The sequence below is a fragment of the Streptosporangium sp. NBC_01755 genome (genome assembly GCF_035917995.1).
Classification (GTDB): domain Bacteria; phylum Actinomycetota; class Actinomycetes; order Streptosporangiales; family Streptosporangiaceae; genus Streptosporangium.
The window spans coordinates 1998329-2021351 of record NZ_CP109131.1 but is presented as its reverse complement, the minus strand read 5'-3'; the positions used below and the strand labels follow the sequence as shown (position 1 = coordinate 2021351).

The 23023-nt window shown below is 69.5% G+C and carries 20 protein-coding genes, 2 pseudogenes and 1 riboswitch; of the genes and pseudogenes, 10 read left to right on the top strand and 12 right to left on the bottom strand.

Features of this window, described 5'->3' with window-relative positions:
* Positions 1 to 64: 64 nt before the first annotated feature.
* From OG884_RS09170 to OG884_RS09145, 6 genes are all read right to left on the bottom strand, one after another.
* Positions 65 to 2203, bottom strand: a complete 2139-nt coding sequence (locus tag OG884_RS09170; protein ID WP_326644066.1) for a peptidase domain-containing ABC transporter — start codon at positions 2201 to 2203, stop codon at positions 65 to 67.
* Positions 2200 to 2574, bottom strand: a complete 375-nt coding sequence (locus OG884_RS09165) for a hypothetical protein (protein ID WP_326644064.1) — start codon at positions 2572 to 2574, stop codon at positions 2200 to 2202. The genes OG884_RS09170 and OG884_RS09165 overlap by 4 nt, the downstream gene beginning before the upstream one ends.
* Positions 2559 to 3800: a TIGR04500 family putative peptide maturation system protein gene (locus tag OG884_RS09160; protein ID WP_326644062.1), complete on the bottom strand. Its 1242-nt coding sequence runs from the start codon at positions 3798 to 3800 to the stop codon at positions 2559 to 2561. Before OG884_RS09160 ends, OG884_RS09165 begins: the two co-directional genes overlap by 16 nt.
* Entirely contained in the window at positions 3797 to 4822 is a 1026-nt protein-coding gene (locus tag OG884_RS09155) for an MvdC/MvdD family ATP grasp protein (RefSeq protein WP_326644060.1), read from the bottom strand. The genes OG884_RS09160 and OG884_RS09155 overlap by 4 nt, the downstream gene beginning before the upstream one ends.
* Before the next feature lie 135 nt (positions 4823 to 4957).
* Positions 4958 to 5098 (bottom strand): putative ATP-grasp target RiPP, encoded by a 141-nt coding sequence (locus OG884_RS09150; RefSeq protein ID WP_326644058.1) that lies wholly within the window; start codon positions 5096 to 5098, stop codon positions 4958 to 4960.
* Positions 5099 to 5145: 47 nt separating this feature from the next.
* The gene (locus tag OG884_RS09145) at positions 5146 to 5283 is read right to left on the bottom strand and encodes a putative ATP-grasp target RiPP (protein ID WP_326644056.1); all 138 of its coding nucleotides are present in this window, start codon (positions 5281 to 5283) and stop codon (positions 5146 to 5148) included.
* A 644-nt stretch (positions 5284 to 5927) separates the two neighbouring features.
* On the opposite strand from OG884_RS09145, the gene OG884_RS09140 reads away from it, so the two are divergent.
* Complete coding sequence (locus OG884_RS09140; protein WP_326644055.1) at positions 5928 to 6284, top strand: SH3 domain-containing protein; 357 nt, start codon at positions 5928 to 5930, stop codon at positions 6282 to 6284.
* An 86-nt stretch (positions 6285 to 6370) separates the two neighbouring features.
* Here the strand turns inward: OG884_RS09140 and OG884_RS09135 are convergent, their stop codons facing one another.
* Positions 6371 to 6712, bottom strand: a complete 342-nt coding sequence (locus OG884_RS09135; RefSeq protein WP_326644054.1) for a tripartite tricarboxylate transporter permease — start codon at positions 6710 to 6712, stop codon at positions 6371 to 6373.
* 106 nt (positions 6713 to 6818) lie between these two features.
* Positions 6819 to 7172: pseudogene (locus OG884_RS09130) on the bottom strand (hypothetical protein); the annotation flags it as partial.
* Here OG884_RS09130 and OG884_RS09125 point away from each other — a divergent pair.
* The 7 genes from OG884_RS09125 to ilvC all read left to right on the top strand — a co-directional run bounded on the left by OG884_RS09125 (position 7104) and on the right by ilvC (position 16782).
* Positions 7104 to 7256 (top strand): hypothetical protein, encoded by a 153-nt coding sequence (locus OG884_RS09125; protein WP_326644052.1) that lies wholly within the window; start codon positions 7104 to 7106, stop codon positions 7254 to 7256. The pseudogene OG884_RS09130 and the gene OG884_RS09125 sit on opposite strands and share 69 nt — an antisense overlap.
* A gap of 138 nt (positions 7257 to 7394) precedes the next feature.
* Positions 7395 to 9410 carry a VanW family protein gene (locus tag OG884_RS09120; protein ID WP_326644051.1) on the top strand — a complete coding sequence of 672 codons (2016 nt, stop codon included), beginning with the start codon at positions 7395 to 7397 and terminating at the stop codon, positions 9408 to 9410.
* Between the two features lie 34 nt (positions 9411 to 9444).
* Positions 9445 to 10353, top strand: coding sequence for a 2-hydroxyacid dehydrogenase (locus tag OG884_RS09115; RefSeq protein WP_326644049.1), 909 nt, complete (start codon positions 9445 to 9447; stop codon positions 10351 to 10353).
* Positions 10354 to 10612: 259 nt separating this feature from the next.
* Complete coding sequence (locus OG884_RS09110; RefSeq protein WP_326644048.1) at positions 10613 to 13270, top strand: putative bifunctional diguanylate cyclase/phosphodiesterase; 2658 nt, start codon at positions 10613 to 10615, stop codon at positions 13268 to 13270.
* Positions 13271 to 13447: 177 nt separating this feature from the next.
* Complete coding sequence (locus OG884_RS09105; RefSeq protein WP_326644047.1) at positions 13448 to 15235, top strand: acetolactate synthase large subunit; 1788 nt, start codon at positions 13448 to 13450, stop codon at positions 15233 to 15235.
* Positions 15236 to 15237: 2 nt separating this feature from the next.
* Positions 15238 to 15762, top strand: a complete 525-nt coding sequence (ilvN, locus tag OG884_RS09100) for an acetolactate synthase small subunit (RefSeq protein ID WP_326644045.1) — start codon at positions 15238 to 15240, stop codon at positions 15760 to 15762.
* 39 nt (positions 15763 to 15801) lie between these two features.
* A complete protein-coding gene (gene ilvC / locus OG884_RS09095; protein ID WP_326646885.1) occupies positions 15802 to 16782 on the top strand; it encodes a ketol-acid reductoisomerase in 981 nt (326 codons plus the stop codon).
* A 192-nt stretch (positions 16783 to 16974) separates the two neighbouring features.
* Here ilvC and OG884_RS09090 read toward each other — a convergent pair whose 3' ends face one another.
* Both OG884_RS09090 and OG884_RS09085 read right to left on the bottom strand, forming a co-directional pair.
* A complete protein-coding gene (locus OG884_RS09090; RefSeq protein ID WP_326644043.1) occupies positions 16975 to 17835 on the bottom strand; it encodes a CAP domain-containing protein in 861 nt (286 codons plus the stop codon).
* Between the two features lie 310 nt (positions 17836 to 18145).
* The gene (locus OG884_RS09085) at positions 18146 to 18694 is read right to left on the bottom strand and encodes a DUF1707 and FHA domain-containing protein (protein ID WP_326644041.1); all 549 of its coding nucleotides are present in this window, start codon (positions 18692 to 18694) and stop codon (positions 18146 to 18148) included.
* 88 nt (positions 18695 to 18782) lie between these two features.
* Here OG884_RS09085 and OG884_RS09080 point away from each other — a divergent pair.
* Positions 18783 to 18869 (top strand): annotated as a pseudogene (locus tag OG884_RS09080) (PadR family transcriptional regulator); the annotation flags it as partial.
* Positions 18870 to 18893: 24 nt separating this feature from the next.
* Here the strand turns inward: OG884_RS09080 and OG884_RS09075 are convergent.
* On the bottom strand, positions 18894 to 19748 hold the full coding sequence (locus OG884_RS09075) for a hypothetical protein (RefSeq protein ID WP_326644039.1): 855 nt from the start codon (positions 19746 to 19748) through the stop codon (positions 18894 to 18896).
* Between the two features lie 252 nt (positions 19749 to 20000).
* Here OG884_RS09075 and serA point away from each other — a divergent pair, with 252 nt between their 5' ends.
* Entirely contained in the window at positions 20001 to 21590 is a 1590-nt protein-coding gene (gene serA, locus OG884_RS09070) for a phosphoglycerate dehydrogenase (protein WP_326644038.1), read from the top strand.
* A 484-nt stretch (positions 21591 to 22074) separates the two neighbouring features.
* Here serA and OG884_RS09065 read toward each other — a convergent pair whose 3' ends face one another.
* Positions 22075 to 22671, bottom strand: a complete 597-nt coding sequence (locus OG884_RS09065; protein WP_326644036.1) for a C40 family peptidase — start codon at positions 22669 to 22671, stop codon at positions 22075 to 22077.
* Positions 22659 to 22889, bottom strand: a riboswitch (cyclic di-AMP (ydaO/yuaA leader). It overlaps the preceding gene by 13 nt.
* Positions 22890 to 23023 lie beyond the last annotated feature (134 nt).

Genomic DNA, 23023 nt, shown 5'->3' with positions numbered 1-23023 from the left:
GACTACGCCACCTCGAGATTTTGATCAATTTACGCCGGTCTCGTATCGCGTGAAGCAGGCGAGGTCAGCCCGGCGCGGCCTGGACGGCGACGAGTTCCGCGTATTTGCCGCCCGCGGCCATCAACTCGTCGTGGGTGCCGCGTTCCACGACGCGTCCGGAGTCGACCACCAGGATCAGGTCGGCGTCCCGGATCGTGCTCAGCCGGTGGGCGATCACGATCCGGGTCTGGGTGAGCCAGAACAGGTTGGACTCGATGGTCGCCTCGGTGGCGCTGTCCAGGCTGCTGGTGGCCTCGTCGAGCAGCAGGATCTTCGGCCGCGGCAGGATGGCGCGGGCCAGGGAGAGCCGCTGGCGCTGGCCACCGGAGAGACCGCCGCCGTCGGTCAGCATCGTCTCGTACCCCATCGGCATGGCCGCGATCTCCTCGTGCAGCGCCGCCACCTCGGCCGCGGCGACCACCCGCTCCAGGGACGCGTCGGGGAAGTTCAGCGCGATGTTCTCCCGGATCGAGCCGTTGAACAGGGAGGGATCCTGGCTGACCACGCCGAACTGGCGGCGCAGGGTGCGCAGGTTGAGTTCGGAGGCCGGAACGCCGTCGTACAGGATCTCGCCCTCCACCGGAGTGTGCAGTGTCAGCAGCAGCCTGGCCAGCGTGCTCTTGCCCGCCCCCGAGGCGCCCACCAGGGCGACCTTCTGCCCCGGCCGGATGGAGACCGAGACGTCCCGCACCACCCACGGGCCGCGAGGGTCGTGCCGGAAGCCCACGCCGCGCAACTCCACCGCGCCGCGCAGCCGCAGTACCTCGATGCCCTCGCTGGGCTCGGGTTCGGAGGCCAGGATGTCGGACAGGCGGTCGAAGTGCGCGCCCGCCTGCTGCAGGCTCTGCAGGCCGGTCATCAGCGAGCCCAGGGGTGTCAGGGCGCCGAGCGCGATGGCGTTGAGCGCGATCAGCGCACCCACGGTCAGCTGCCCGTCGAGGACCCGCCACGTGCCGAGCCACAGCAGGCCGAGTGGGGCGATCACCCGGATCGCGGACAGCGCGGCCTCCAGCAGGCCCTGGGTGAGGCCGCTGCGTACGTCGGCGTTGAGCTGCTGGGTGAAGTGGGCCGACCACTGCTCCACCGCCCGATTCTCGGCCCCGGACGCCTTCAGCGTCTCGATGCCGGTGATCGCCTGGATGAGGCTGCTCTGCGACGCGGAGAAGGCGGCCAGCTCCTGCTGGGTGAGCAGGTTGATTCGGCGGGTGGTGGCCAGTACCAGGAGCCCCTGGGACACGACCACCCCGGTCAGTGCCAGTCCGAAGACGGGATCCCAGACGTACACGAGCACGAGGTAGCCGATGGCGAGCGGGCCGTCGAGCAGCGCCGCCACGATCTGGCCGGTGAGGATGTCGCGCAGCGTGGATACGCTGGAGGCCCGGGTCAGCAGGTCGCCCTTGCCGCGCTGTGCGAAGTACCGGTACGGCAGCGCCACCAGGTGGCCGATCACCCCCTCGGTGAGTTCCTGGTCGGCACGGACCCGTACCGCCACCAGCAGCGCCGCCCGCAGGTAGCCGATCACGAACTGGGCCACGCCGGCCAGCAGCACGGCTCCGCCCAGCAGGGGCAGCAGGTCCGTGCCCCGCGACGGGATGACCTTGTCGATCATCAGCTGGGAGAGGAAGGGGAGGGCCAGCCCCAGCAGCTGCAGCAGCAGCGAGGCCATGATGACCTGCGCGAGCAGGCCGCGCCGGCGCCGGAACAGGGTACGGATGAACTCGCGCCGCCAGGCGCTCGCCATCGAGGACGTGCCGCGGTGAAACCCCTCGTCGGGTTCGAAGACCAGCAGCACGCCGGTGAACCCGGCGCTGAACTCCTCCGTGGTCAGCCGACGGCGGCCCTGCCCGGGATCGACGATGTCCACCCGGTCGGGTGCCCAGCGCTCGACCACCACGAAGTGCTTGAACTCCCAGTGTGCGACCGCGGGGAGCGGCACGCGCGCCAGGTCCTCGGGCGCGAGGGAGAAGGCCCGCGCCTTCAGGCCGTGCTCGCGGGCACCCTCCACGATGGCCTTGGCGCTCAGCCCGTCCCTGCCGACCTGGAGCCGTTCGGACACCTGGTGCAGGGTGGTGCGTTGGCCGTGGTGGCAGAGCACCATGGCCAGGCACGCCGCGCCGCACTCGGTGGCGGTGTTCTGCAGCAGGACCGGTACGCGGTTCCTCATCCGCCCGCTCCCAGCGCGAGCGTGACCAGTACGGCACCTGCCGCCAGGACGGCGGCCACCACGATCCACAACAGCAGGAACGACGGACCGCTGATCACCAGCGGCATCCGGGCGGCGGCGCGGGACTCGACATGCCGGCGCAACGCCTCCTCCCGGTAGGCGAACCGACCCTTGCCGTTTCCGGGGCCGTTTCCGGGGCCGTTTCCGGCAGGGGGGCCGGGAGCGGCCGTCGGAGGTTGAGGCTGGGGGGCGGGGGGCGAGTAGGGGGACCTCGTACGGTACCCCTCGGTGTCCTCCCAGTGTCTGACCCTGTGCCGGCCGGGAGCCGGGACGGCCTGGGTGCTGTCCGGGTCGATCACGACCAGTGCCACTCGACAGTGGCCGCGGCGCGGCGCTCCGCCAGCCAGCCGGTGAACGCGGCGCGTCCGGCGGCGGCCAGTGTCTCCGGATCGTCGGAGGCCGGGCTCCTGAGCAGGACGGCACCGGTCAGGAAGTCGCCGCCGGGTAGCTCGACCGGGCCGATGACCTGGCCGGGCGCCGTGTCGCGCAGGGCCTCCGGCAGATCCGCCTCCCAGCGGGTCGCGAAGGTCACCGCGGTCTCCCCGATCGATGGCGTCGCGCTTTCCCTGATCGAGGTCACCGCGGTCTCCCCGATCGATGGCGTCGCGCTTTCCCTGATCGAGGTCACCGCGGTCTCCCCGATCGATGGCGTCGCGCTTTCCCTGATCGAGGTCACCGCGGTCTCCCCGATCGATGGCGTCGCGCTTTCCCTGATCGAGGTCACCGCGGTCTCCCCGATCGATGGCGTCGCGGCTTCCCCGGGCGAGGTCAGCGCCGTCTCTCCGGGCGAGGTCAGCGCCGTCTCCCCGAGCGAGGTCAGTCCGGCGAGGAGGTCGGCCGCGGTGCCGGCGGTCACCTTCTCCTTGCCGGTGACCCACACGGCCCTGACCCGGGCGAAGTCGCCGGGGTTCGCGGCCAGGTGGCCCGGAGCCAGTTCCGCCTCCTTGTCCCGGCGGAACCGGCGGCGGCGGGCGATCCCGGTGATGTACGCCTCGAACTGCTCACCCGACATACCGGCATCGGTCATCCAGGCCAGGGTCGACTCGCGGTCGTGCAGTCCCCGGCCCCTGCGGAACTCGTCGGCCGTGGCCTGGAGGTCGGCGGAGGTGAGCGGTTCGGTCTCGTCGACGGCCTCGACGAGCAGGCACTGGTCGACGATCTCCTGGTACGGCGACGCGTCCCGCCGGGAGAGCGAGCGCAGCATGGTCAGCGCCTGGGGGACCGTCACGTCCACGTCGTTGACGCTGACCAGGTACCCGGCAGCCCAGTGCGTCGAGTGGTCGATCAGCCAGGGCACCCCGTCCTCGGGCGGGGCGGTCAGCGCGACCGTGCCGCCGTCGGGATGGTCGAGGAGCAGGTCGTAGTCGACCACCGGGGTCCCGGGGCGCCGGTCGACGACGAGCTGTGCCCGGATCTCCGGATGCCGCGCCGCCCACTCGCCGACCGCGCGGTGGGCGTCGGCGACGCCTACGCTGCGGCGGGGCAGCGTACGTAGCAGGGAGGCCCCGGATTGCAGGGCCTTCGCGAAATCGGTCACGGTGTTCCTCCGTCAATGAGCCAGCCCGCGATCGCGTCGCTGACGGGCAGCCCGGTCCACAGCTCGACGAACCCCCACGCGCCGTTGGAGTTCAACTCAAGGAAGACGTACTCGCCGCCGGGGGTGACGATGAAGTCCAGGGCCGCGTAGGTCAGGCCGACGTCGGCGACCAGCCGGGCGCAGCGCGACGCCACCTCGGCAGGCAGCTCGTGCACGCCGTACCTGACCCGGTCGTTGTCGTAGTGCCGCCAGTCGTCCCTGGCCGCGCGGGAGGCCGACACGTCGATCTCCGCGGCGAATACCCGCTCTCCCACGACGATCACCCGCAGCTCGACCGCCTTGGGGACGTAGGGCTGCAGGATGACCGGCTCGTGCTGGATCCGGTGCCGGGAGGTCAGGTGGCGGCGGGTGACCACCGTCGTGTACGCGCGGTGCTCGGCGCCGTCGACCTGGAACGGCTCGGCGGTGATCTGCTTGGCGACCAGCCGCCCCTCCGCCGCCTCGTACGCGCCCGCCAGCCCCGCGGGGTCGTTGGTGTACATCGTGTCGGGTACGGAGAAGCCCAGCTCGATCGCCCGCGCCATGTGGAAGATCTTGTTGTGCGCGCGGCGCTCGTCCGCGCGCCGTCCGGGCAGCCAGCGCGCGGGTAGCAGGCTCCACACCCCGTCCAGCATGAACTCCGCCTGCTGGTCGACGTGTGCGCGGTGGCTCGGCTCGGTCACGGTGTCGGCGGCGGAGGGGGCGCTTGGCCGGCTGCGCCAGACCGCGGTGATCCGGGACAGGTCGATCGTCTCCGTACCGGTGTCCAGCAGCAGCCGCCGCTCCCCGCCGGCGAACGACGCGGTGATCCGGCTGCGGCCCGGGAAGTCGCCGGTGTCCCACCACAGCACCGGCGTTCCGGGACCATCCGTGGTGGTGTCCGTGCCGCCGTCCGGCCCCACCAGCCGAGCGCCGCGCCGACGGAGCGCGGTCACAACCCTTTCGACCGCCCCGTCATCTCGCTTGCTGATGATCAGAATCACTGTCCGGTCCCGTCTCGAAGACGCGGCGGAACGGGTATCCCGTTCCGCCGCGCCGTGTTCATCCGATGCGCCGTCCGTCGAAGGCCCGGCCCGTCTCACGGCGGGCGGGTTCTCGGTGCCGGTTGGGCGGCCCGATCAGTTGGCGGACTCGCGGACACAGCCCTCAGGGCGGTAGGTCAGCACCCACCCGGGCATACCGCCGGACACCTGGCCCAGTTCGGCCTCGGCCAGCTCGGCGCCCTCGAAGGGCAGGTCGTCGATCGTGATCTTCGACATGGTCACTCCTCTCGGTCGCGTCGCTGCGGTACGGTCGTGTGCTCGGGTCAGTACTGCCACCACTCGCACGGCAGGTCCTTCTTCCAGGCGCTGACCGACCACCTGCCGCCGGACACCTCGCTCAGTTCGGCCTCGGCCAGCTCGGCGCCCTCGAAGGGCAGGTCGTCGATCGTGATCTTCGACATGGTCACTCCTCTCGGTCGCATCGCCGCGACCCCCACTGGTCATCCGGCCTCGGTGTCGAGAACCGGCCACCGGGCCCCCGTCTTCGGCACCCGGTCATGTGGAGAAACCTATGAACGATCACTTGTGGGTTACTTGTGTCCTGCTTGTGGCACGCCGATTTCGGAGGGAGGCTCATCACGGGTGTGGGCGGAGATCCCGAAGGCCGGCCCGGGGACGCGACCCGTTTCGCGGGGCTCCGTACGCGCCCACGCGCGCCGCAACCTTGATCGGCTGCTGGGCCCGGCCTCGTCGACCAGGGCGACCACTTTCCGGGGCTCATGATGGACGGGCTGCGGTGGATGGATAGGGACGGGGCTCTGGTCCTCTCGGTCGTGTAGCGGAGGTGAAGGTCCTTTCGGTCATGCAGCGGAGGTGAAGGTCCTCTCGGTCATGCAGCGGAGGTGAAGGTCCTTTCGGTCGCTTGCATTCCAGTAATCGGAGGGGCCTTTTTTATGTGGTAATTCACATTTTTGAAACCGAGTAGGTATTGACGAAATTCTTGATGGCTTGCACAGTATTCACTGCAGTCCCTACTGTCACTCCGGCACGACCTGACCTCGCGATCGGAAGACGTCCAATGAAAAGGTTTCTGGCATTCGCCGCCGTGACGTTGACGGCCGCCGCGGGAATGGCCGTTGTGGCCGTCCCCGCTCAGGCGACCCATGTGAACAGTGCTTTCGCCCTGGCGGCGCTCCCTGCCGTGGACGCGGTGGTCATCGCCAACGGGGTGCGTCTGCGATCGAGCCCGGGAGGGGCGACGGTTATCGGCTATCTCTACCACGGCGATTACGGTCAGATTCTCAATCCGCTCTCGACGAACGGCTGGTGCAACTTCCGGCTGGGTGCCAGTTCGGCTTCGGGGCTGCCCTCCGGCACCACGGGATGGGTTTCGTGTACCTATCTGGCCAGGGAGGACGGCCGGAAATTCAACGGCCCGGCGGTGGACACCCTGCGGGAATAGCCTGCCCTCCGGGATAAGCCCGGCCGCCCGACTTCCCACGGTCGGGCGGCCGTTTCCGTTTTGCACGTCAGCGCCCTCGGCGCCGGTCAGGCTCCGCGACGGGCGATCGTCTTCCTGATGAGGGGGGTGAACAGCGCCAGGAGCGAGACGACCAGCAGCGTCGCCGCGATCGGGCTCCTGACCAGGACCGTCGCGTCGCCCGCGCCGATGGCCAGGGCCCGGCGGAGTTGGATCTCGGCCATCGGGCCCAGGATCAGGCCGATCACCGCCGGGGCGATGGGCAGGCCGAACCGGCGCATCGCGAAACCGGGCAGGCCCAGAAGGTAGAGGATGACCAGCTCCACCCAGGAGGAGTTCAGCGCGTAGACGCCGAGCGCCGCGAACAGCGTGATCCCCGAGTAGAGGTAGGGGCGGGGGATCTGCAGCACCCGGGCCCAGAGCGGAGCCAGCGGCCCGGGCCCAGAGCGGAGCCAGCGGCAGGTTGAGCACCAGCAGCATGGTGTTGCCCACGAACAGCGAGGCGATCATGCCCCAGACCAGCGCCGGGTTGTGGTCGAACAGCTGCGGCCCCGGCTGCAGCCCGTACTGCCCAAGGCCTCCTCCACCCTGGAGTCGTCGGACAGCACCAGGGTGGAGGAGGCCTTGGGCAGTACGCCGAGATCCGCCGGAGGCCGGCCACTCTCGGGGACGAGGCGCGCCAGGACGAGGTCGACCAGCTCTTCGGCACGGTAATAGGGGGTCCAGCCGCCACTGCCCAAAGGGTTGTCGGCCACCACGTGCACCCCGGTGGCCGCCGCGCTCAGGAAGAGTGACACCGACATGTCGGCGGCCGAGGCGGCGGCGATCACCGGTCTCTCCAGAGTCGGCGCCCGCCGGTACCTGGAGCACCTGTGCGCGGCGGGTCAGGCGGAGCTCCGTCCGAAGTACGGCACCGCGGGCCGGCCCGAGCACCGCTACCGCTGGACTGGTTGATTTGTTATTTCTTTTCGGTTGTTGGTTGACCGATGTGGTTTAGGGTTACAGGAGGTAGAAGCTGCGAAGCAGGAGGAGACGGAGGCCGTGCGGAACGCCGGAGCGTCTGTGGACCCGCCGACGGATCCCTTTGAGGCGATGCCGCTCCCCTCGCGTCCTGTCCCGCCCGGTGCCCGCGATCCGCGCCGTCCTCCGGGAGCACAGGCCGGGCATTCCCAGGATGGCTCGCGCCTTCCTCCGGGAGTCTCACCTGACATCTTCGGCTCCACCGGCTCCACCGGCTTCGGCGGTCCCGCCGCACCGGCCCGCGGGGCGACGGCGCTCCCGCCCGCGGCACAGCCGCCGCAGCCCTGGCAGATGGCGGCCCCGCCCGAGCCCTCCTTCCGGCGGGACGAGCCCTCGCTCGTCCCCGGCGGCGACGGGGGGTTCCCGCCACCTGGCGGGCTCCGTTACGAGGAGCCGCCCCCAAGCCGTCGCAAGGGCCGCGGGGTCTTCCTGATCGTCCTCGCCGTGCTGTTCGTCGTCGGCCTCGCCTACGCGGTGCCCGCGGTCATCATGTCCGGCAAGATGCTGCCGGGCACCACGGTGCGGGGTGTCGACATCGGCGGTCTGACCGCGACCGAGGCGGCCGACAAGCTCAGAGACCGCCTGGCGGGCGAGGCGTCGGAGGAGATGACCCTCCTGGCCGCGGGCAAGCGCTATGACTTCGACCCGGGCAAGGCGGGGCTGGAGTTCGACGTGGTCGCCACCATCGACCGGGCGCCCAGCGACTTCCCCACCCCCGTCGAGGTCTGGCGGGCCTTCACCGGCACCACCGAGCTGGACCCCAGGATCTCCACCGACCCCGAGGCGATGAAGACCGCGGTCGCGGGCCTGGCCAAGAAGATCGACCTCAAGGTCCGCGAGGGCTCGGTCACGTTCAAGGGCGTCAAGCCCGTCGTCGTGACGCCCCGCGACGGCAGGGCGCTGGAGAGGGAGGCCGCGGTCGCCGCGATCACGGACGCCTTCCTCGGCCCGGCGAAGGAGGTCCGGCTCCCGGTCTCGGTGATCAAGCCCAAGGTCGGTGCGGAGACGGTCAAGAAGGCCGCGAACGACGCGGTCAAGGCTCTGTCCGGGCCGGTCACCCTGACCTTCTCCGGCAAGCAGGTCCAGTTGCCGGTGGAGACCCTCGCCGCGCACCTGTCCTTCGAGCCGGAAGGTGCCGGCGGGATGCGCCCGGTGTTCGACGCCAGGAGCGCCGTGGCCTCGGTGGAGGGGGAACTCGTCGATCCGGCAGTGGCCCCGCGCGACCCCACGTTCCAGATCGTCGGCGGAAAGCCGAAGCTGGTGCCCGGCCGCAAGGGGAAGGGCATCGACGACGAGCGGCTCGCGGCCGACGTGGCCGAGATGGTCGCCCGTGACGGAGACCGGACGATCCCGGTGGCCATGACCACGGTCCGGCCGCGGATGTCCGACGCCGAGGCGCGCAAGCTCGGCATCAAGGAGCGGATCAGCCAGTTCACCACGCCCTACGAATGCTGCCCGCCGCGGGTGACCAACATCAGGGCGATCGCCAAGCTGATGGACGGTTACCTGGTCAAGCCGGGCGAGACCTTCTCGCTCAACGGTGTCATCGGCCAGCGCGACACCGCCCGTGGCTTCGTCCCCGCCCCCATGATCCAGGGCGGCAGGCTGGTCGACTCGGTCGGCGGTGGAATCTCCCAGTTCGTAACCACGATGTACAACGCGGTGTTCTTCGGCGGCCTTGAAGACGTCCAGCACATGGCACACGAGTTCTACATCTCCCGCTACCCCGCCGGACGGGAGTCCACGGTCTCCTGGCCCCAGCCCGACTTCCGCTGGAAGAACGACTCGCCGTACGGGGTGCTGGTGAAGACCTCCTTCGACAACAGCGGGGTCACCGTCGCCTTCTGGAGTACCAAGCGGTACGAGATCGAGTCGATCTCGTCCGGGCGCTATAACGTCACCCCGTTCAAGAGCGCGACCGACAGCGGCCCCGCCTGCATCCCGATGGTCGGCCAGCAGGGCTTCACGATCGACGTCTGGCGCGTCTTCAAGCAGGACGGCAAGGAGATCAAGCGCGTCAAGAAGACCACGGTCTACCGCCCCGAACTCGACCTGAAGTGCGTGCCCGAGGGAAGCGCGGACGAGTAGTGGCTCACGGGCATCGCGCTTGGATAATGCGAGGATGAAGATCTGGGTCCCCTCGAAAGCCGCCGCCGACGTTCTGTGTGATCTGCCCGAGGTCGAGTGTGTCGTCTACGACGGCACGGGGCCGGTGCAGGAGGGGGCGGAGAAGGTCGAGGTCTGGATTCCACCGCTGATGCCGGTGGCGGATCTCCCCGAGTTGCTCGCCCGGATGACCGGCCTGCGGTTGCTGCAGACCGTCACGGCGGGTGTCGACGCCTACCGGCCGCACCTGACGGAGGGGGTGACGCTGTGCAACGCCCGGGGCGTGCACGACGCGGGTACCGCCGAGTGGGCGGTGGGAGCCATGATCGCCGTGCTCCGGGAGTTCCCCGGGTTCGCCCACGCGCAGCGGAAGGGTGAGTGGACCTACCACCACACCGGGGTGCTGGCCGACTCCACGGTCCTGATCGTCGGCTATGGCTCGATCGGTGAGGCGCTGGAACGACGGCTCGACGGTTTTGAGGTGGACGTCGTCCGGGTGGCCAGGACCGCCAGGCCCGGCGTGCACGGCATGGACGAGCTGCCCGCCCTGCTGCCCGCGGCGGATGTGGTGGTGCTGCTCGTGCCGTCCACCCCCGCGACCGCCGGCATGGTGGACGCCGGCTTCCTGGCGGCGATGAAGGAGGGCGCCGTCCTGGTGAACGCGGCCAGGGGCTCGGTGGTCGACACCGCCGCTCTCGTCGCCGAGCTGGGCAGCGGCCGGATCCTCGCCGCGCTCGACGTCACCGATCCCGAGCCGCTGCCCGAGGGGCACCCGTTGTGGAGCGCGCCGGGGGTCTTCATCACCCCGCACGTCGCGGGCAGCAGCCCGGCGTCCGTACGGCGCACGCTGAAACTGCTCCGCTCCCAACTGCTGCGCTACCTCGCGGGCGAGCCGCTCAAAAATGTGATCACGGGTTCCTACTGACCGGCAAAGGAATCCGGACCGTGGCTGCCTCGTGACCTGCGGTGCGTACCGTCGGCTAAAGCGATTTCCATCGCCCGCGCGGTTATCAGATCGGTGACGACTACGGTGTTGTCGCCCCTCGCGCGGGCTGGACGGCCCACACTGGCCGTGTGCCGGTACGAGCGACGAGGACGACGCTCGCGCCGGCGGCACGAGCGCAGCGAGCAAAGGATGCTGCGGGAGCAGAACACACCAAAACGACACCGATGGGCAGACGACATTGATCCGCTGGCGTGACCCCCGGGTAGCGCTGACCGCCGCCGCCGTCGGCGTGGTGGGGCTCGTTGCCGCTCTTGTCGGCGGCGCTCCCGCCGTGGTCGTCGAGGCGGTGGCGGGCGTCGTCACCGCGGCGGCCGCCGCGGGCTCCCTGTTCACCGCGGCCTCCAGGGGGATCGGCCGGCGCAGGGCGCTGGCCTGGCGCTGGCTGGCGGGTGGCTCGGTCACCTGGCTGGCCGGGGTGGGGGTGCGGCCGATCGCGGACGGCGCGCCGTTCGTGGTGACCTTCGCCGACCTGGTGCTCCTGGCCGGTACGGCCATGATCGCCGTCGGTGCCGTGCTGTCGGCGACCCGGCCCGCCCGAGGGCATGCCCTGCTGCGCGACCTCGCCGACTCCTACGTGTGCGCCGCCTCCATCCTGGTGATCATCTGGGTGACGTTGGTGGGACCGGTCTACCGCGACGCCGGCGACGCGGGCAACATCGCGGTCACCTTCGCCTCACCCCTGTTCTGCCTGATCCTCGCCTGCGTCGTGGGCCCCGCCGTGGTGCCGATCAGGAGGTCGGCCTGGCCGGTCGGCCTGGCGGCGCTGGCCGTGCTGGCCGCCGTCGCGACCTCCGAGACGATCACCGCGCTGGCCCGGGTGAGCGGTGACACGCCGTCGCTCACCTGGGTGTGGCTGGCCCCCGTCGCGTTCCTGGTGCTCGCCGCGGTCCCGTGGAGCGGGCGCGCGGCGCGACCGCCGGATCTCGAGGACGACGAGCCCCTCCTCCGGGAGAGCACGTCCTCGCTGATCGCGGCGGTGCCGCTGTTCCTTGTCGCGGTGGCCGCCGTCGTCGTGCTCCTGAAGGTTATCGGCGGCGGGGTGCAGGGGCCGCCGGTGGTGCTGGCCTCGGTGTGCGCGTCGATCGTCGCGGTTCTGCTGGTCCGCATGTTCGTGATGCTGCTGGAGACCGGGCGGCTGCGTAGCCTGCTCCATTTCGGTGAGCGGCAGCTGCACGACCTGGCCGAGAGCGCCGGCGACGTGGTCCTGCTCTGCGACTACGACGGCGTGGTGCGGCAGATCGGCGAGGGTGTCGAGATCACGTACGGGTACCGCCCCGAGGAGCTGGTCGGCGGGAAGATCTTCGACTACATCCATCCCGAGGACGTGCCGGGAATCCAGAGGGCGCTGAGCGCGATGAGCCTGGAGGAGGAGCCCGAGGAGGGGCCTGGCGCATGCATGGTCGCCTGCCGGGTCCGAGCCTCCGACGGTACCTGGCGTCCCGCCGAGTCGGTCGCCACCCGGCACGTGCGCGGCGAGGGTCTGCTGCTCGTCACCACCCGCGACATCAGCGACCAGGAGGCCCTGCGCAGCCAGGTCGCCCACCTGACCTTCCATGACGGCGTCACGGGCCTGCCCAACCGGGCCTACTTCGAGGAGCGCACCCGCGAGGTGCTCGGCCGTCCCAGCGCGAGCAGCGTCGCCGTGGTCTTCCTGGACCTGGACGGCTTCACCGCGGTGAACGACTCGGTCGGCCACGCCAGCGGCGACTACCTGCTCGGCCAGGCGGCCCGCAGGCTCCGCGCCGCCGTACGGACCGACGACACCCTGGCGCGCTGGGGCGGAGACGAGTTCGCGGTGCTGCTTGAGGCGGCCGACGCCCAGACGGCGGTGGACCTGGCCGAGCGACTGGTTCGTACGGTCTCGTCCGAGCCGTTCCGGGTGGCCGACCGCGACATCGCGCTGACCGCGAGCGTCGGGGTGGCCTTCGCGGCCGACGACGTCTCCTCCGCCGATCTGATCCGCAACGCCGACGTGGCGATGGCCAGGGCCAAGGAGCTGGGCGGGCGCAGGGTCGAGGTGTTCGCCGCGCACATGCACGCCGACGTGGTACGGCGCCTGGAGCTCGCCGCCGACCTGCAGCGGGCGCTGCTGGAAGACCAGTTCGTGATCGAGTACCAGCCGGTGGTCGACCTGGCCACCTCGCGCGTCACCGCCGTCGAGGCGCTGGTGCGCTGGTGCCGGGGGGGCGAGTTCGTGCCGCCCGAGCAGTTTCTCGGCCCGGCGGAGGACACCGGCCTGATCGTGCCGCTGAGCGAGTGGATCCTGCGCGAGGCATGCCGGGAGGTGGCCGCCTGGCGCGCCTCCGCGTGGGAGATCGGGCTCTCGCTCAACCTGTCCGCCCGGCAGATCATGGCGCCGCGTTTCGTGGAGACCGTCGAGTCGGCCCTGGTCGAGAGCGGACTGCCGCCCAGCGCGCTGACCCTGGAGGTCATCGAGGAGATGCTGGTCGAGGACGCCGAGCAGATCATCGCCCGGCTCTCCGAGCTGCGCACCCTCGGGGTCCGGCTGGCCATCGACGACTTCGGCACCGGCTACGCCTCGCTGGCGCTGCTGCGGCAGCTACCGGTCGACATGATCAAGATCGACCCTTCCTTCGTGTCCGGGCTCGGTCGCGACGAGACGCTGACCCTGCTGACCCGTACGATCGTGCGGCTCGGTCACGACCTGGGGCTGATCGTGGTCGCCGAGGGCATCGAGCGGCCCGAGCAGCTGGAATCGCTGCGCGAGATGGGCTGCACCCGAGGCCAGGGATTCCTGGTGGCGCGCCCGATGGCCGCGCGCGGCGTCGACTCGCTGATGCGCACCAGCCTCTCCAGCCTCGGGACGCACGCATGACCTCACATCTTGGACTCTGAGATATGTGTCCCATGAATTTGACGCGGGGGCACTTCGTCGGCCAAGGTGGAGGCATGCAGATTGACCGTGGGATCCTCGTAGTACTTCACCGGCGCGCAGGTCGCTGAGCGAAGTACTTCGACCTGCGCGCCGCCCCAGCTCCGCCGATCAAGCGGAATGGGGCATTTTTTATGCCACCAAGCATGTTCAGCCACAAGGAACGAGCCGATGACCGAACAGATGACAGGAGCCCAGGCCCTCGTGAGGGCGCTGGAGCACGTCGGGGTCGACACTGTGTTCGGGATCCCGGGCGGCGCGATTCTCCCCGCCTATGATCCCCTCTACGACTCGACCAAGGTCCGGCACGTGCTTGTACGGCACGAGCAGGGGGCGGGGCATGCGGCCCAGGGCTATGCGCAGGCCACTGGCAAGGTCGGGGTCTGCATGGCCACCAGCGGTCCCGGCGCGACCAACCTGGTCACCCCGATCGCCGACGCCTACATGGACTCGGTCCCGATGGTCGCGATCACCGGCCAGGTGGCCAGCCACGCCATCGGCACCGACGCCTTCCAGGAAGCCGACATCTCCGGCATCACCATGCCGATCACGAAGCACAACTTCCTGATCACCGACCCCAACGACATCCCCAGGACGATCGTGGAGGCATTCCACATCGCCTCGACCGGGCGTCCGGGGCCGGTGCTGGTCGACATCGCCAAGGACGCGCTCCAGGCGAAGATGACCTTCGAGTGGCCGGTCGTCATGCAGCTGCCCGGCTACCGGCCGGTGACCCGGCCGCACTCCAAGCAGATCCGCGAGGCGGCCAAGCTCATCGCCAACGCCGGCAGGCCCGTGCTCTACGTGGGCGGTGGCGTGCACCGGGCGGGGGCGTCGGCACAGCTGCTGGAGTTCGCCGAGTTGACCGGCATCCCGGTGGTCACCACCCTGATGGCGCGGGGCACCTTCCCCGACAGCCACCCGCAGCACATGGGCATGCCCGGCATGCACGGCTCGGTGTCGGCGGTCGGCGCGCTACAGAAGGCCGACCTGATCATCGGGCTCGGTGTCCGCTTCGACGACCGCGTCACCGGCGACCTGTCGAGCTTCGCGCCGTACGCGAAGATCGTCCATGCGGACATCGACCCGGCGGAGATCTCCAAGAACCGGCACGCGGACGTCCCGATCGTGGGCGACTGCAAGGAGGTCATCTCCGAACTGATCACGGCGGTGCGCAATGAGGGGCGCGCGGGCGACTACGCCGACTGGTGGAAGGCGCTCAACGCCTACAAGGCGACCTACCCGCTGGGCTACACCGAGTTCGAGGACGGCTCCCTCGCCCCGCAGTACGTGATGGAGCGGCTGGGCGCGCTCGTCGGCCCGGACACGATCTACACCGCCGGGGTCGGCCAGCACCAGATGTGGGCCGCGCAGTTCATCGGCTACGAGAACCCCGGCACGTTCATCAACTCCGGCGGCGCGGGCACCATGGGCTTCGCCCTCCCGGCGGCGATGGGTGCCAAGATGGGTCGGCCAGACGTCACGGTCTGGGCCATCGACGGTGACGGCTGCTTCCAGATGACCAATCAGGAGCTCGCCACCTGCACGATCGAGGGTGTGCCGATCAAGGTCGCGATCATCAACAACGGTAACCTGGGCATGGTCCGGCAGTGGCAGACGCTGTTCTACAACAAGCGTTACTCCAACACCGACCTGCAGACGGTCCGCCGCATCCCCGACTTCGTCAAGCTCGCCGAGGCCTACGGTTGTGTGGGGTTGCGGTGCGAGCGTCCCGAGGACGTGGACGCGACGATCAAGAAGGCCATGGAGATCAACGACGTGCCGGTGGTGGTCGACTTCGTGGTGCATCAGGACGCCATGGTGTGGCCGATGGTCGCGGCCGGGACCAGCAACGACGACATCAAGTTCGCGCGCGACATGGCGCCGGTCTGGGACAGCGAGGACTAGGCATGAGCAGGCACACGCTCTCCGTGCTGGTGGAGAACAAGCCCGGCGTGCTCGCGCGCGTCGCGGCGCTGTTCAGCCGCAGGGGGTTCAACATCGACTCGCTGGCGGTCGGGCCGACCGAGCACGCGGACATCTCCAGGATGACCATCGTGGTCAGCGTCGCCGACCTGCCGTTGGAGCAGGTCACCAAGCAGCTCAACAAGCTCGTCAACGTGCTGAAGATCGTGGAGCTCGACCCGGCGCAGTCGGTGCAGCGCGAGCTCACACTGATCAAGGTGCGTGCCGACGCCGACAACCGCTCCAACGTGCTGGAGCTGGTCAACCTGTTCCGGGCGCGCTGCGTCGACGTCTCCTCGGACGCGGTGACCATCGAGGTCACCGGCACGCCGGACAAGCTGCAGGCCTTCATCAAGGTCCTTGAGCCGTTCGGTATCAAGGAGCTTGTCCAGTCGGGCATGGTGGCCATCGGCCGCGGCGCCCGTTCCATCACCGACCGTTCTCTCCGGGCCCTGGACCGGACCGCATAACGCACATGAGAAACCCGAAAGGTTGAGCAAGTGACTGAGATCTTCTACGACGACCAGGCCGACCTGTCGATCATCCAGGGCCGGCACGTCGCCGTTCTGGGATACGGCAGCCAGGGCCACGCCCACGCGCTCTCGCTGCGCGACTCCGGCGTGGACGTCCGGGTCGGCCTGCCCGAGGGTTCCAAGAGCCGGGAGAAGGCCGAGGCCGATGGCCTGCGGGTGCTCACGCCCTCGGAGGCCGTCGAAGAGGCCGACCTGACCATGATTCTCGCGCCGGACCACATCCAGCGCCACCTGTACGCCGACCACGTGGCCCCGAACCTGGTCGAGGGCGACGCGCTCTTCTTCGGGCACGGCCTGAACATCCGCTACGGCCTCATCGAGGCGCCGGAGGGTGTGGACGTGGCCATGGTCGCCCCCAAGGGCCCTGGTCACCTCGTGCGCCGCCAGTACACCGCGGGCCGCGGCGTGCCGTGCCTCGTCGCGGTGGAGAAGGACGCCAGCGGGAACGCCCTGGACCTCGCCCTGTCCTACGCCAAGGGCATCGGCGGCACTCGCGCCGGCGCGCTGAAGACGACCTTCAAGGAGGAGACCGAGACCGACCTGTTCGGTGAGCAGGCCGTGCTCTGCGGCGGTGTGTCCGAGCTGATCAAGGCCGGTTTCGAGACCCTGATCGAGGCGGGCTACCAGCCCGAGGTCGCCTACTTCGAGTGCCTGCACGAGATGAAGCTGATCGTCGACCTGATGTACGAGGGCGGCATCCACAAGATGTACTGGTCGGTCTCCGACACTGCCGAGTACGGCGGCTACTCCCGTGGCCCGCGCGTGGTGACGCAGGAGACCAAGAAGGAGATGCAGCGCATCCTCGCCGAGATCCAGTCCGGTGAGTTCGCCAGGGAACTGGTGGAGGAGTTCGACAGCGGTCAGAAGAGGTTCACCGCCTACCGCGAGGAGCTCGCCGAGCACCCGATCGAGAAGACCGGTGCCAAGCTCCGCCCGATGATGAGCTGGCTGAAGTAGGAGCCGGCTGCGCCAGGCGCCCGGTATGGCCCGCGCCCCCGCGACGTGAACTCGTCGCGGGGGCGCGTGCCGTTTTCACGGGGATGGCCGACCGGCTCCCATACCCTGGCCGGGGCGTGGGAGCCGGTCGGACGCGGAGTCCGGCCGGGCCCAGGGCCTGGGGCCCGGCCGGATCCGGTACCCGGTGGGTGCTCAGTGCTTGGCGAAGTTCTGGGTCCAGTAGATGCCACGGGAGCTGTTGGCCACGCCCACTCCGAGGTGGGTGTAGCCGCAGTTCATGATGTTGGCTCGGTGACCGGAGCTGTTCATCCAGGCCCGCACCACTTCGGCGGGGGTGCGCTGGCCCATCGCGATGTTCTCCGCCCAGGCTCGCACCGGGCTGAACCCGCTCGCCTTGATGCGGGCGGTCAGGTTCCTGCCGTCCGCCGAGGTGTGGCTGAAGTAGTTCTTGGCCGCCATGTCGGCGGAGTGGCCCTGCGCGGCCGAGCGCAGCTGGGGGTCGGAGACGAGTGGAGCACAGCCGCCCTTCTGCCGCTCGGCGTTGGTCAGGCGCACCACCTCCTCCGAGGTGGAGGACCCTCCCGGTGCGGGTGTGGGAGCCGTGGTGCCGGGGGTGGTGGGAGTGGCGGTGGGAACAGGGGCCGGTGTCGGCTTGGCGGTGGAGGTCGGGGTGGGCGTGGGGGAGCAGGCGAGCCTGACGGCCGTGGAGCGGCTGACATTGCCCCGGTAGTCGGTGACGACGGAGTAGTAGACGCCGGGGGCGCACGACAGCCTCACGGTCACCCGTCCGTTGGTCCCGCGCAGGGAGGCGCTCTTGACGACCGGGTCGGCACCGGCCACGGCGCGCTTGATGCGGATGCGGACCAGCGCGGTGTCGTCGCAGCCCAGCCGTGCGGCGGACGCCTGGATCCGTCCCGCCGCGGTGACGTACGGCTTGGCGGCGTACACGCGGCACTCGGCCAAGGGGGCGCTCGCGGCGTTAGCCGTGGCGATCGGCGTGCTGAGGGCCGCCAGGCTCCCGAGGCACAGCAGTACCCCTAGCGGTCTGCGCATGTCGGTTCCTCCAGTTGGTTAGACGCTGGACGGTTCCGCATTCTTTCGGGGACAGATCAGTCTTGTCAGCAAATTACCGACATTAACTGTGGGCTCCAGGTAAACCAGAGCGATCACATAGGCGTCTGGGGGCGGTGATGCACCGGTCCAAATCGGAGGTGATTTGCCGAGAAAACCCTACGGCGACCACCACGCTCTTCCTGAGTCTCGTCGGCCCGCTGCTGATCACCATTTGCGTTCGCCGGAAGCCCTTGGGCTTTGGCCCCGGTGAGCGTTGAGGAGCCGCAGGCCCCCGGCTTTGGCCGTGGGGTCAGGACAGCAGCTGAGGCGTGATCATCAGGAAGCCGCAGTCGCCGAAGGAGACGACGTCGCCCGGCCGGACCTTCGCCGGGCCGACCAGGCGCCAGTCGTTCAGCCGGGTACCGTTCAGCGAGCCGAGGTCGACGAGGACCCAGCCGTCCGCGTCGCGGCGGAGTTCGGCGTGCACCCGGGAGACGGTCAGGTCGGCGAGGACCAGGTCGCAGGCGGATCCCCTGCCCACCACGTAGCGGGCCCGGTCGTCGGCGGGTAGCGCCAGCCTGGGCAGCCTGGGGCGCCGCCAGGCCGACTCCACGCGCTTGGTGAAGTCGGAGGCAGAGGCGACGACCTCGGTGACCATGCGGCGGAACCGGCCGCGTTGCGGCAGGTCGGCGACAAGATTGTCGAGTTCGCCCTGGTTGCGTGCGCGCAGGGCCATGTCGACGCGGCCGAGGAACGTGTCGTGCGACAGATGCCCCTCGACAGCACGGTCACGGAGCTCGTTGATCGCACGATCGCGATCCCCGTCGGAGGCGCGGGACGGGGGATGCGTCGAGCTCATCCTCCGAGTATCGGCCCCAGGGGCGGAACCTGTCCAGAATATGTAAATCTCGTGCAAGGAGCATACCGGGTATGCATACTTAGTATGCATGGCGATCCGACAGGGGCTACTCGCCCTGCTGAGTCAGGGACCTCGCTACGGCTACCAGCTGCGCACCGAGTTCGAGGCGTCGACGGCGGTGGTGGTGGTGGGGGTGCCGTCAGTCGGTGACGTCGGCGCAGACCACGTGGGCGCCCAGTTCGACCATCCGCTGCTCGCTGCGGGCGTCGGCGACCCTGGCCATCAGGATCGGCGCCTCGCTCGCGGCGAGTTGCGGCAACCGGGCGCGCACCCCGCGATGGATGTCCCTGACCACGTCCTCGGCCGCCGACATGTGCACCTTCACGTGCAGCATGATTCCCGGCGCGCCGGAGGAGGTCCTGGCCTCGGAGATCCACACGTGAGGGACGAGCGGGTAGTCGACGAGCAGGTGCGAGATCGCGGCGCGCAGCGCGGGCAGGATCGGGTGCTCGCACCGCCGGTAGCCGGGATCCACCAACTGCATCGGCCCCGACAGGTGGGGCCGGGGCGCCGGGATCCACGGCTGGGCGGGTGAGGCGGGCACCGGCGTTCTCTGCGGGCGCGCCGGCGCGGGACGCGAGACCGTGGCCATCGCCCCGGTCGCGTACGCCGTCGGCGCCGCGCTCGACAGCGCGGGCGCGGGGCCGCTGCGCTTCGAGAGCAGGTAGCGCTGGAGGTCCTCGATCGGCACGGCCGCGGCCGCTGGGCCTGCCGCGTCGATCACTATCTCCCGCACGCCGGTGACCCGCTGGATGTCGAGGACAGTGTCGGCGTCGCACGCCGACAGCGAGTGGCTGCCACGGTGCCGCGCGTAGGTGTCCGCCGAGGTGTACCCCAGCAGAACACGCTCACCGGCCTGCGTCGTGCCGAGCACGACGGAGCGGTCGGGTCGCACGGCAACCAGGAGTCCCCATTCGGCAAGCGCCGCCAGCAGCCGGTGCGGGTCGCCGTGCTGCGCGAGCACGTTGCCGAGAGCGGGGTTCCCGATGCTCATATGAGGAACGATAGGTAGTGAACCACGGCTTATCAGAGTAATCGCGAAGTTTTCTTAGGATCAAGACCAACTTGAATTTCGGCCGCATGAGATGCGTCAAGGACGGGTACCGGCGTGCTGGATCATGGAGGCGGCCGCGTCTCGTATCTCGGGACACTCGTGAATGGGTTCACAAGCGCCGATAGACTACGTGAGGTCCGTGCACCCTCACCGCCTAGTGTGCACCCTCACCGCCTAGTAAGGATCCAGCCTGTGAACAAGCCCGTCGTACTGGTCGCCGAGGAACTTTCCGAGGCCGGTCTCGCGGTCCTGGGCGCGGACTTCGAAGTCCGCCACGCCGACGGCGCCGACCGTGCCCAGTTCCTGCCCGCGCTCGCCGACGTGGACGCGCTCATCGTGCGCAGCGCCACGCAGGTCGACGCAGAGGCGATCGCCCACGCGCCCAGGCTCCGCGTCGTCGCCCGCGCCGGTGTCGGCCTGGACAACGTCGACGTGGAGGCCGCCACCAAGGCCGGCGTCATGGTCGTCAACGCGCCGACCTCCAACATCACCAGTGCCGCCGAGCACACCGTCGCGCTGATCCTCGCCTCCGCCCGCAACGTCGCCCAGGCTCACTCCGCACTCAAGGGCGGTGAGTGGAAGCGCTCGAAGTACACCGGCGTGGAGCTCGACGAGAAGGTCGTCGCCATCCTCGGTCTCGGCAAGATCGGCCAGCTGGTCGCGCAGCGCCTCCAGCCGTTCGGCGTCGAGCTGATCGCCTACGACCCCTACCTGCAGCCGGCCCGCGCCGCGCAGATGGGCGTCCGCCTGGTCTCGCTGGAGGAGGCCCTGCGCGAGGCCGACTTCATCACGGTGCACCTGCCCAAGTCCAAGGAGACCATCGGTCTCATCGGTGACAGAGAGCTGCACGCGGTCAAGCCGAACGTCCGCCTCATCAACGTCGCCCGCGGCGGCATCATCGACGAGAACGCCCTCTACTCCGCGATCAAGGAGGGCCGCGTCGCCGGCGCCGGCATCGACGTGTTCCCGAAGGAGCCGGTCACCGACAGCCCGCTCTTCGAGCTCGACCAGGTGGTCGTCACCCCGCACCTGGGCGCCTCCACCCACGAGGCCCAGGAGAAGGCCGGCACCCAGGTGGCGCGTAGCGTGAAGCTCGCCCTGGCCGGGGAGTTCGTGCCCGACGCGGTCAACGTCCAGGGCGGCGCCGTCGCCGAGGGCGTCAAGCCGGGCCTGCCGCTGGCCGAGAAGCTCGGCCGGGTGTTCACCGCCCTCGCGGGCGAGGTCGCCACCAAGCTCGACGTCGAGGTGCGCGGCGAGATCGCCGCCCACGACGTCCGCGTACTGGAGCTGGCCGCGCTCAAGGGCGTCTTCACGGACGTGGTCGAGGACTCCGTCACCTATGTCAACGCCCCGCTGCTGGCCAAGGACCGCGGCGTCTCGGTCGAGCTGGTCACCAGCACCGAGAGCCCCGACTGGCGCAACGTCGTGACGGTCCGCGGCGTCCTCGCCGACGGCCGCGCGGTCTCGGTCTCCGGCACCCTGTCGGGTCCGAGGCAGATCATGAAGATCGTCGAGGTCAACGGCTACCAGATGGAGATCGAGCCGACCGACCACCTGTCGTTCTTCACCTACACCGACCGCCCCGGCGTCGTCGGCGTGGTCGGCCGCATCCTCGGCGACCACTCGATCAACATCGCCTCGATGCAGGTGGCCCGCGACGTCAAGGGCGGCAAGGCCCTCATCGCGCTCACCGTAGACACCGCCATCCCGGCAGAGGTGATCGACCAGATCGGTGCGGAGATCGGCGCCGACAGCGGTCGCTCGGTCGACCTGGCCGACTAGGCCCGGTAGGCAAAAGATCCACCGAGATGGCCGCCGCCCCGCAGTGCGGGGCGGCGGCCATCTTTCGTCCCGGCATGTGAGAAGTGTGTACACCGGGTGAGACGGTGCTTCGGCCGGCAGGTAACCTGAAGTGGAATGCGCCAGGTCTTACCTGCCGCGACGAGGCCTGACAGGGACAGGCCGGCAACTCGCCGGCTCCACACCACGAATCATCGGTCCGTGATCCGGATCCGTGACATCAGGCCTGGCCGGAGCCCTGATCGGAGTCTCGACCATCTTCCTTGCTCGCATGCGACCGAGACGAGATCCACCATGTACGACATGTATCCCTGGAACCGCGCCGAAGAGGTCGAGGACGAGGCCGCCGAGGCGCTCCAGACCGCCCTGGACCGCCGGGACAACGGTGGTGCTCCCATCCGCTGAACCTGATTCCCGATGCCGTCGGGATTTTTGGGGCTTTCTACCGGTTGCCGGCCGGCGTGTCCTATCCGCCGGTCGCGATTTTGATCTGTTCGGTCAGCTTGACCCCCTGCGGATCGGGGCGCACCGCGCCGACGAAGGAGGACCGGCGCCAGGCGCTGAGCTTCTCCTCCTTGACCACGTCGCCGCTCCGCGGGGCGTGGACCATGTAACCGGGCCTGGTGATCATGCCGACGTGGCCGAGGCCGCTGAAGAAGGCCAGGTCACCGGGCTTGAGATCCTTCCAGGCGATCTTCTTGGAGAAGGCCGCGTACTGGTCGTTGGTGACGCGGGGCAGTGTGATCCCGGCGGCGCCGTAGGCGCGGAGCATCAGGCCCGAGCAGTCGAAGCCGCCGTTGCCGGTGCCGCCCCAGACGTAGGGCGTGCCGCGCTTGGACATGGCCCAATTCACGGCTTTCCGCCAGGCGGGCCTGGGCGTCGCGCTTTTCAGCGCCGCCTTCAGCGTGGAGGTGCCGAGCGCGGGGGATTCGGGGGAGGGGAGGGGGGCGGCGGCCAGTGCCGCTGTCGGCGCCATGGCCGAGGCCGCGAACACCGCGGCGCCGGAGACGAGGATGGACAGGACGCGAGAGTACATCTTGCCGGACAGGATGATTCCTTCCATAGGGCCGGCCGGGTGAGCTGTCGGGCTCGGGCGTGGAGGCCGCCCTACGGTGCGCGAGCGCACCGATTCGCCCCAAGGAATCCCGTGATGGCGGCCGGGAACGCGCTCCGGGGGAGGAGCGGGTTCCCGGGGGCCGGGTGGATCCCGGAAAAAGTGGTTCCCCGGCTCCGTACGGGCCGATAAGGGGATGGTCCGTACGGATTAGGCATCAATGTGAATGGGGAGGACGATAACGAAACCTCGCGAAACGGTCAATAGGGAGTAAAAAAGGACAAAGTGATCACATGTGGACGTGTGGACGTGTTGACGTGTCCGAAGAGTGAGACCAGTGTTCGATCACCGAGACGGACAG

What these genes read in the sequence shown, in the direction of transcription:
- OG884_RS09170 (WP_326644066.1), bottom strand. Translation starts at nt 2,203, where the DNA reads ATGAGGAACCGCGTACCGGTCCTGCTGCAGAACACCGCCACCGAGTGC.
- OG884_RS09150 (WP_326644058.1), bottom strand. Translation starts at nt 5,098, where the DNA reads ATGTCGAAGATCACGATCGACGACCTGCCCTTCGAGGGCGCCGAGCTG.
- OG884_RS09145 (WP_326644056.1), bottom strand. Translation starts at nt 5,283, where the DNA reads ATGTCGAAGATCACGATCGACGACCTGCCCTTCGAGGGCGCCGAGCTG.
- OG884_RS09125 (WP_326644052.1), top strand. Translation starts at nt 7,104, where the DNA reads ATGTCGGCGGCCGAGGCGGCGGCGATCACCGGTCTCTCCAGAGTCGGC.
- OG884_RS09120 (WP_326644051.1), top strand. Translation starts at nt 7,395, where the DNA reads ATGCCGCTCCCCTCGCGTCCTGTCCCGCCCGGTGCCCGCGATCCGCGC.
- OG884_RS09115 (WP_326644049.1), top strand. Translation starts at nt 9,445, where the DNA reads ATGAAGATCTGGGTCCCCTCGAAAGCCGCCGCCGACGTTCTGTGTGAT.
- OG884_RS09105 (WP_326644047.1), top strand. Translation starts at nt 13,448, where the DNA reads ATGGGGCATTTTTTATGCCACCAAGCATGTTCAGCCACAAGGAACGAG.
- ilvN (WP_326644045.1), top strand. Translation starts at nt 15,238, where the DNA reads ATGAGCAGGCACACGCTCTCCGTGCTGGTGGAGAACAAGCCCGGCGTG.
- OG884_RS09090 (WP_326644043.1), bottom strand. Translation starts at nt 17,835, where the DNA reads ATGCGCAGACCGCTAGGGGTACTGCTGTGCCTCGGGAGCCTGGCGGCC.
- OG884_RS09085 (WP_326644041.1), bottom strand. Translation starts at nt 18,694, where the DNA reads ATGAGCTCGACGCATCCCCCGTCCCGCGCCTCCGACGGGGATCGCGAT.
- OG884_RS09075 (WP_326644039.1), bottom strand. Translation starts at nt 19,748, where the DNA reads ATGAGCATCGGGAACCCCGCTCTCGGCAACGTGCTCGCGCAGCACGGC.
- OG884_RS09065 (WP_326644036.1), bottom strand. Translation starts at nt 22,671, where the DNA reads ATGGAAGGAATCATCCTGTCCGGCAAGATGTACTCTCGCGTCCTGTCC.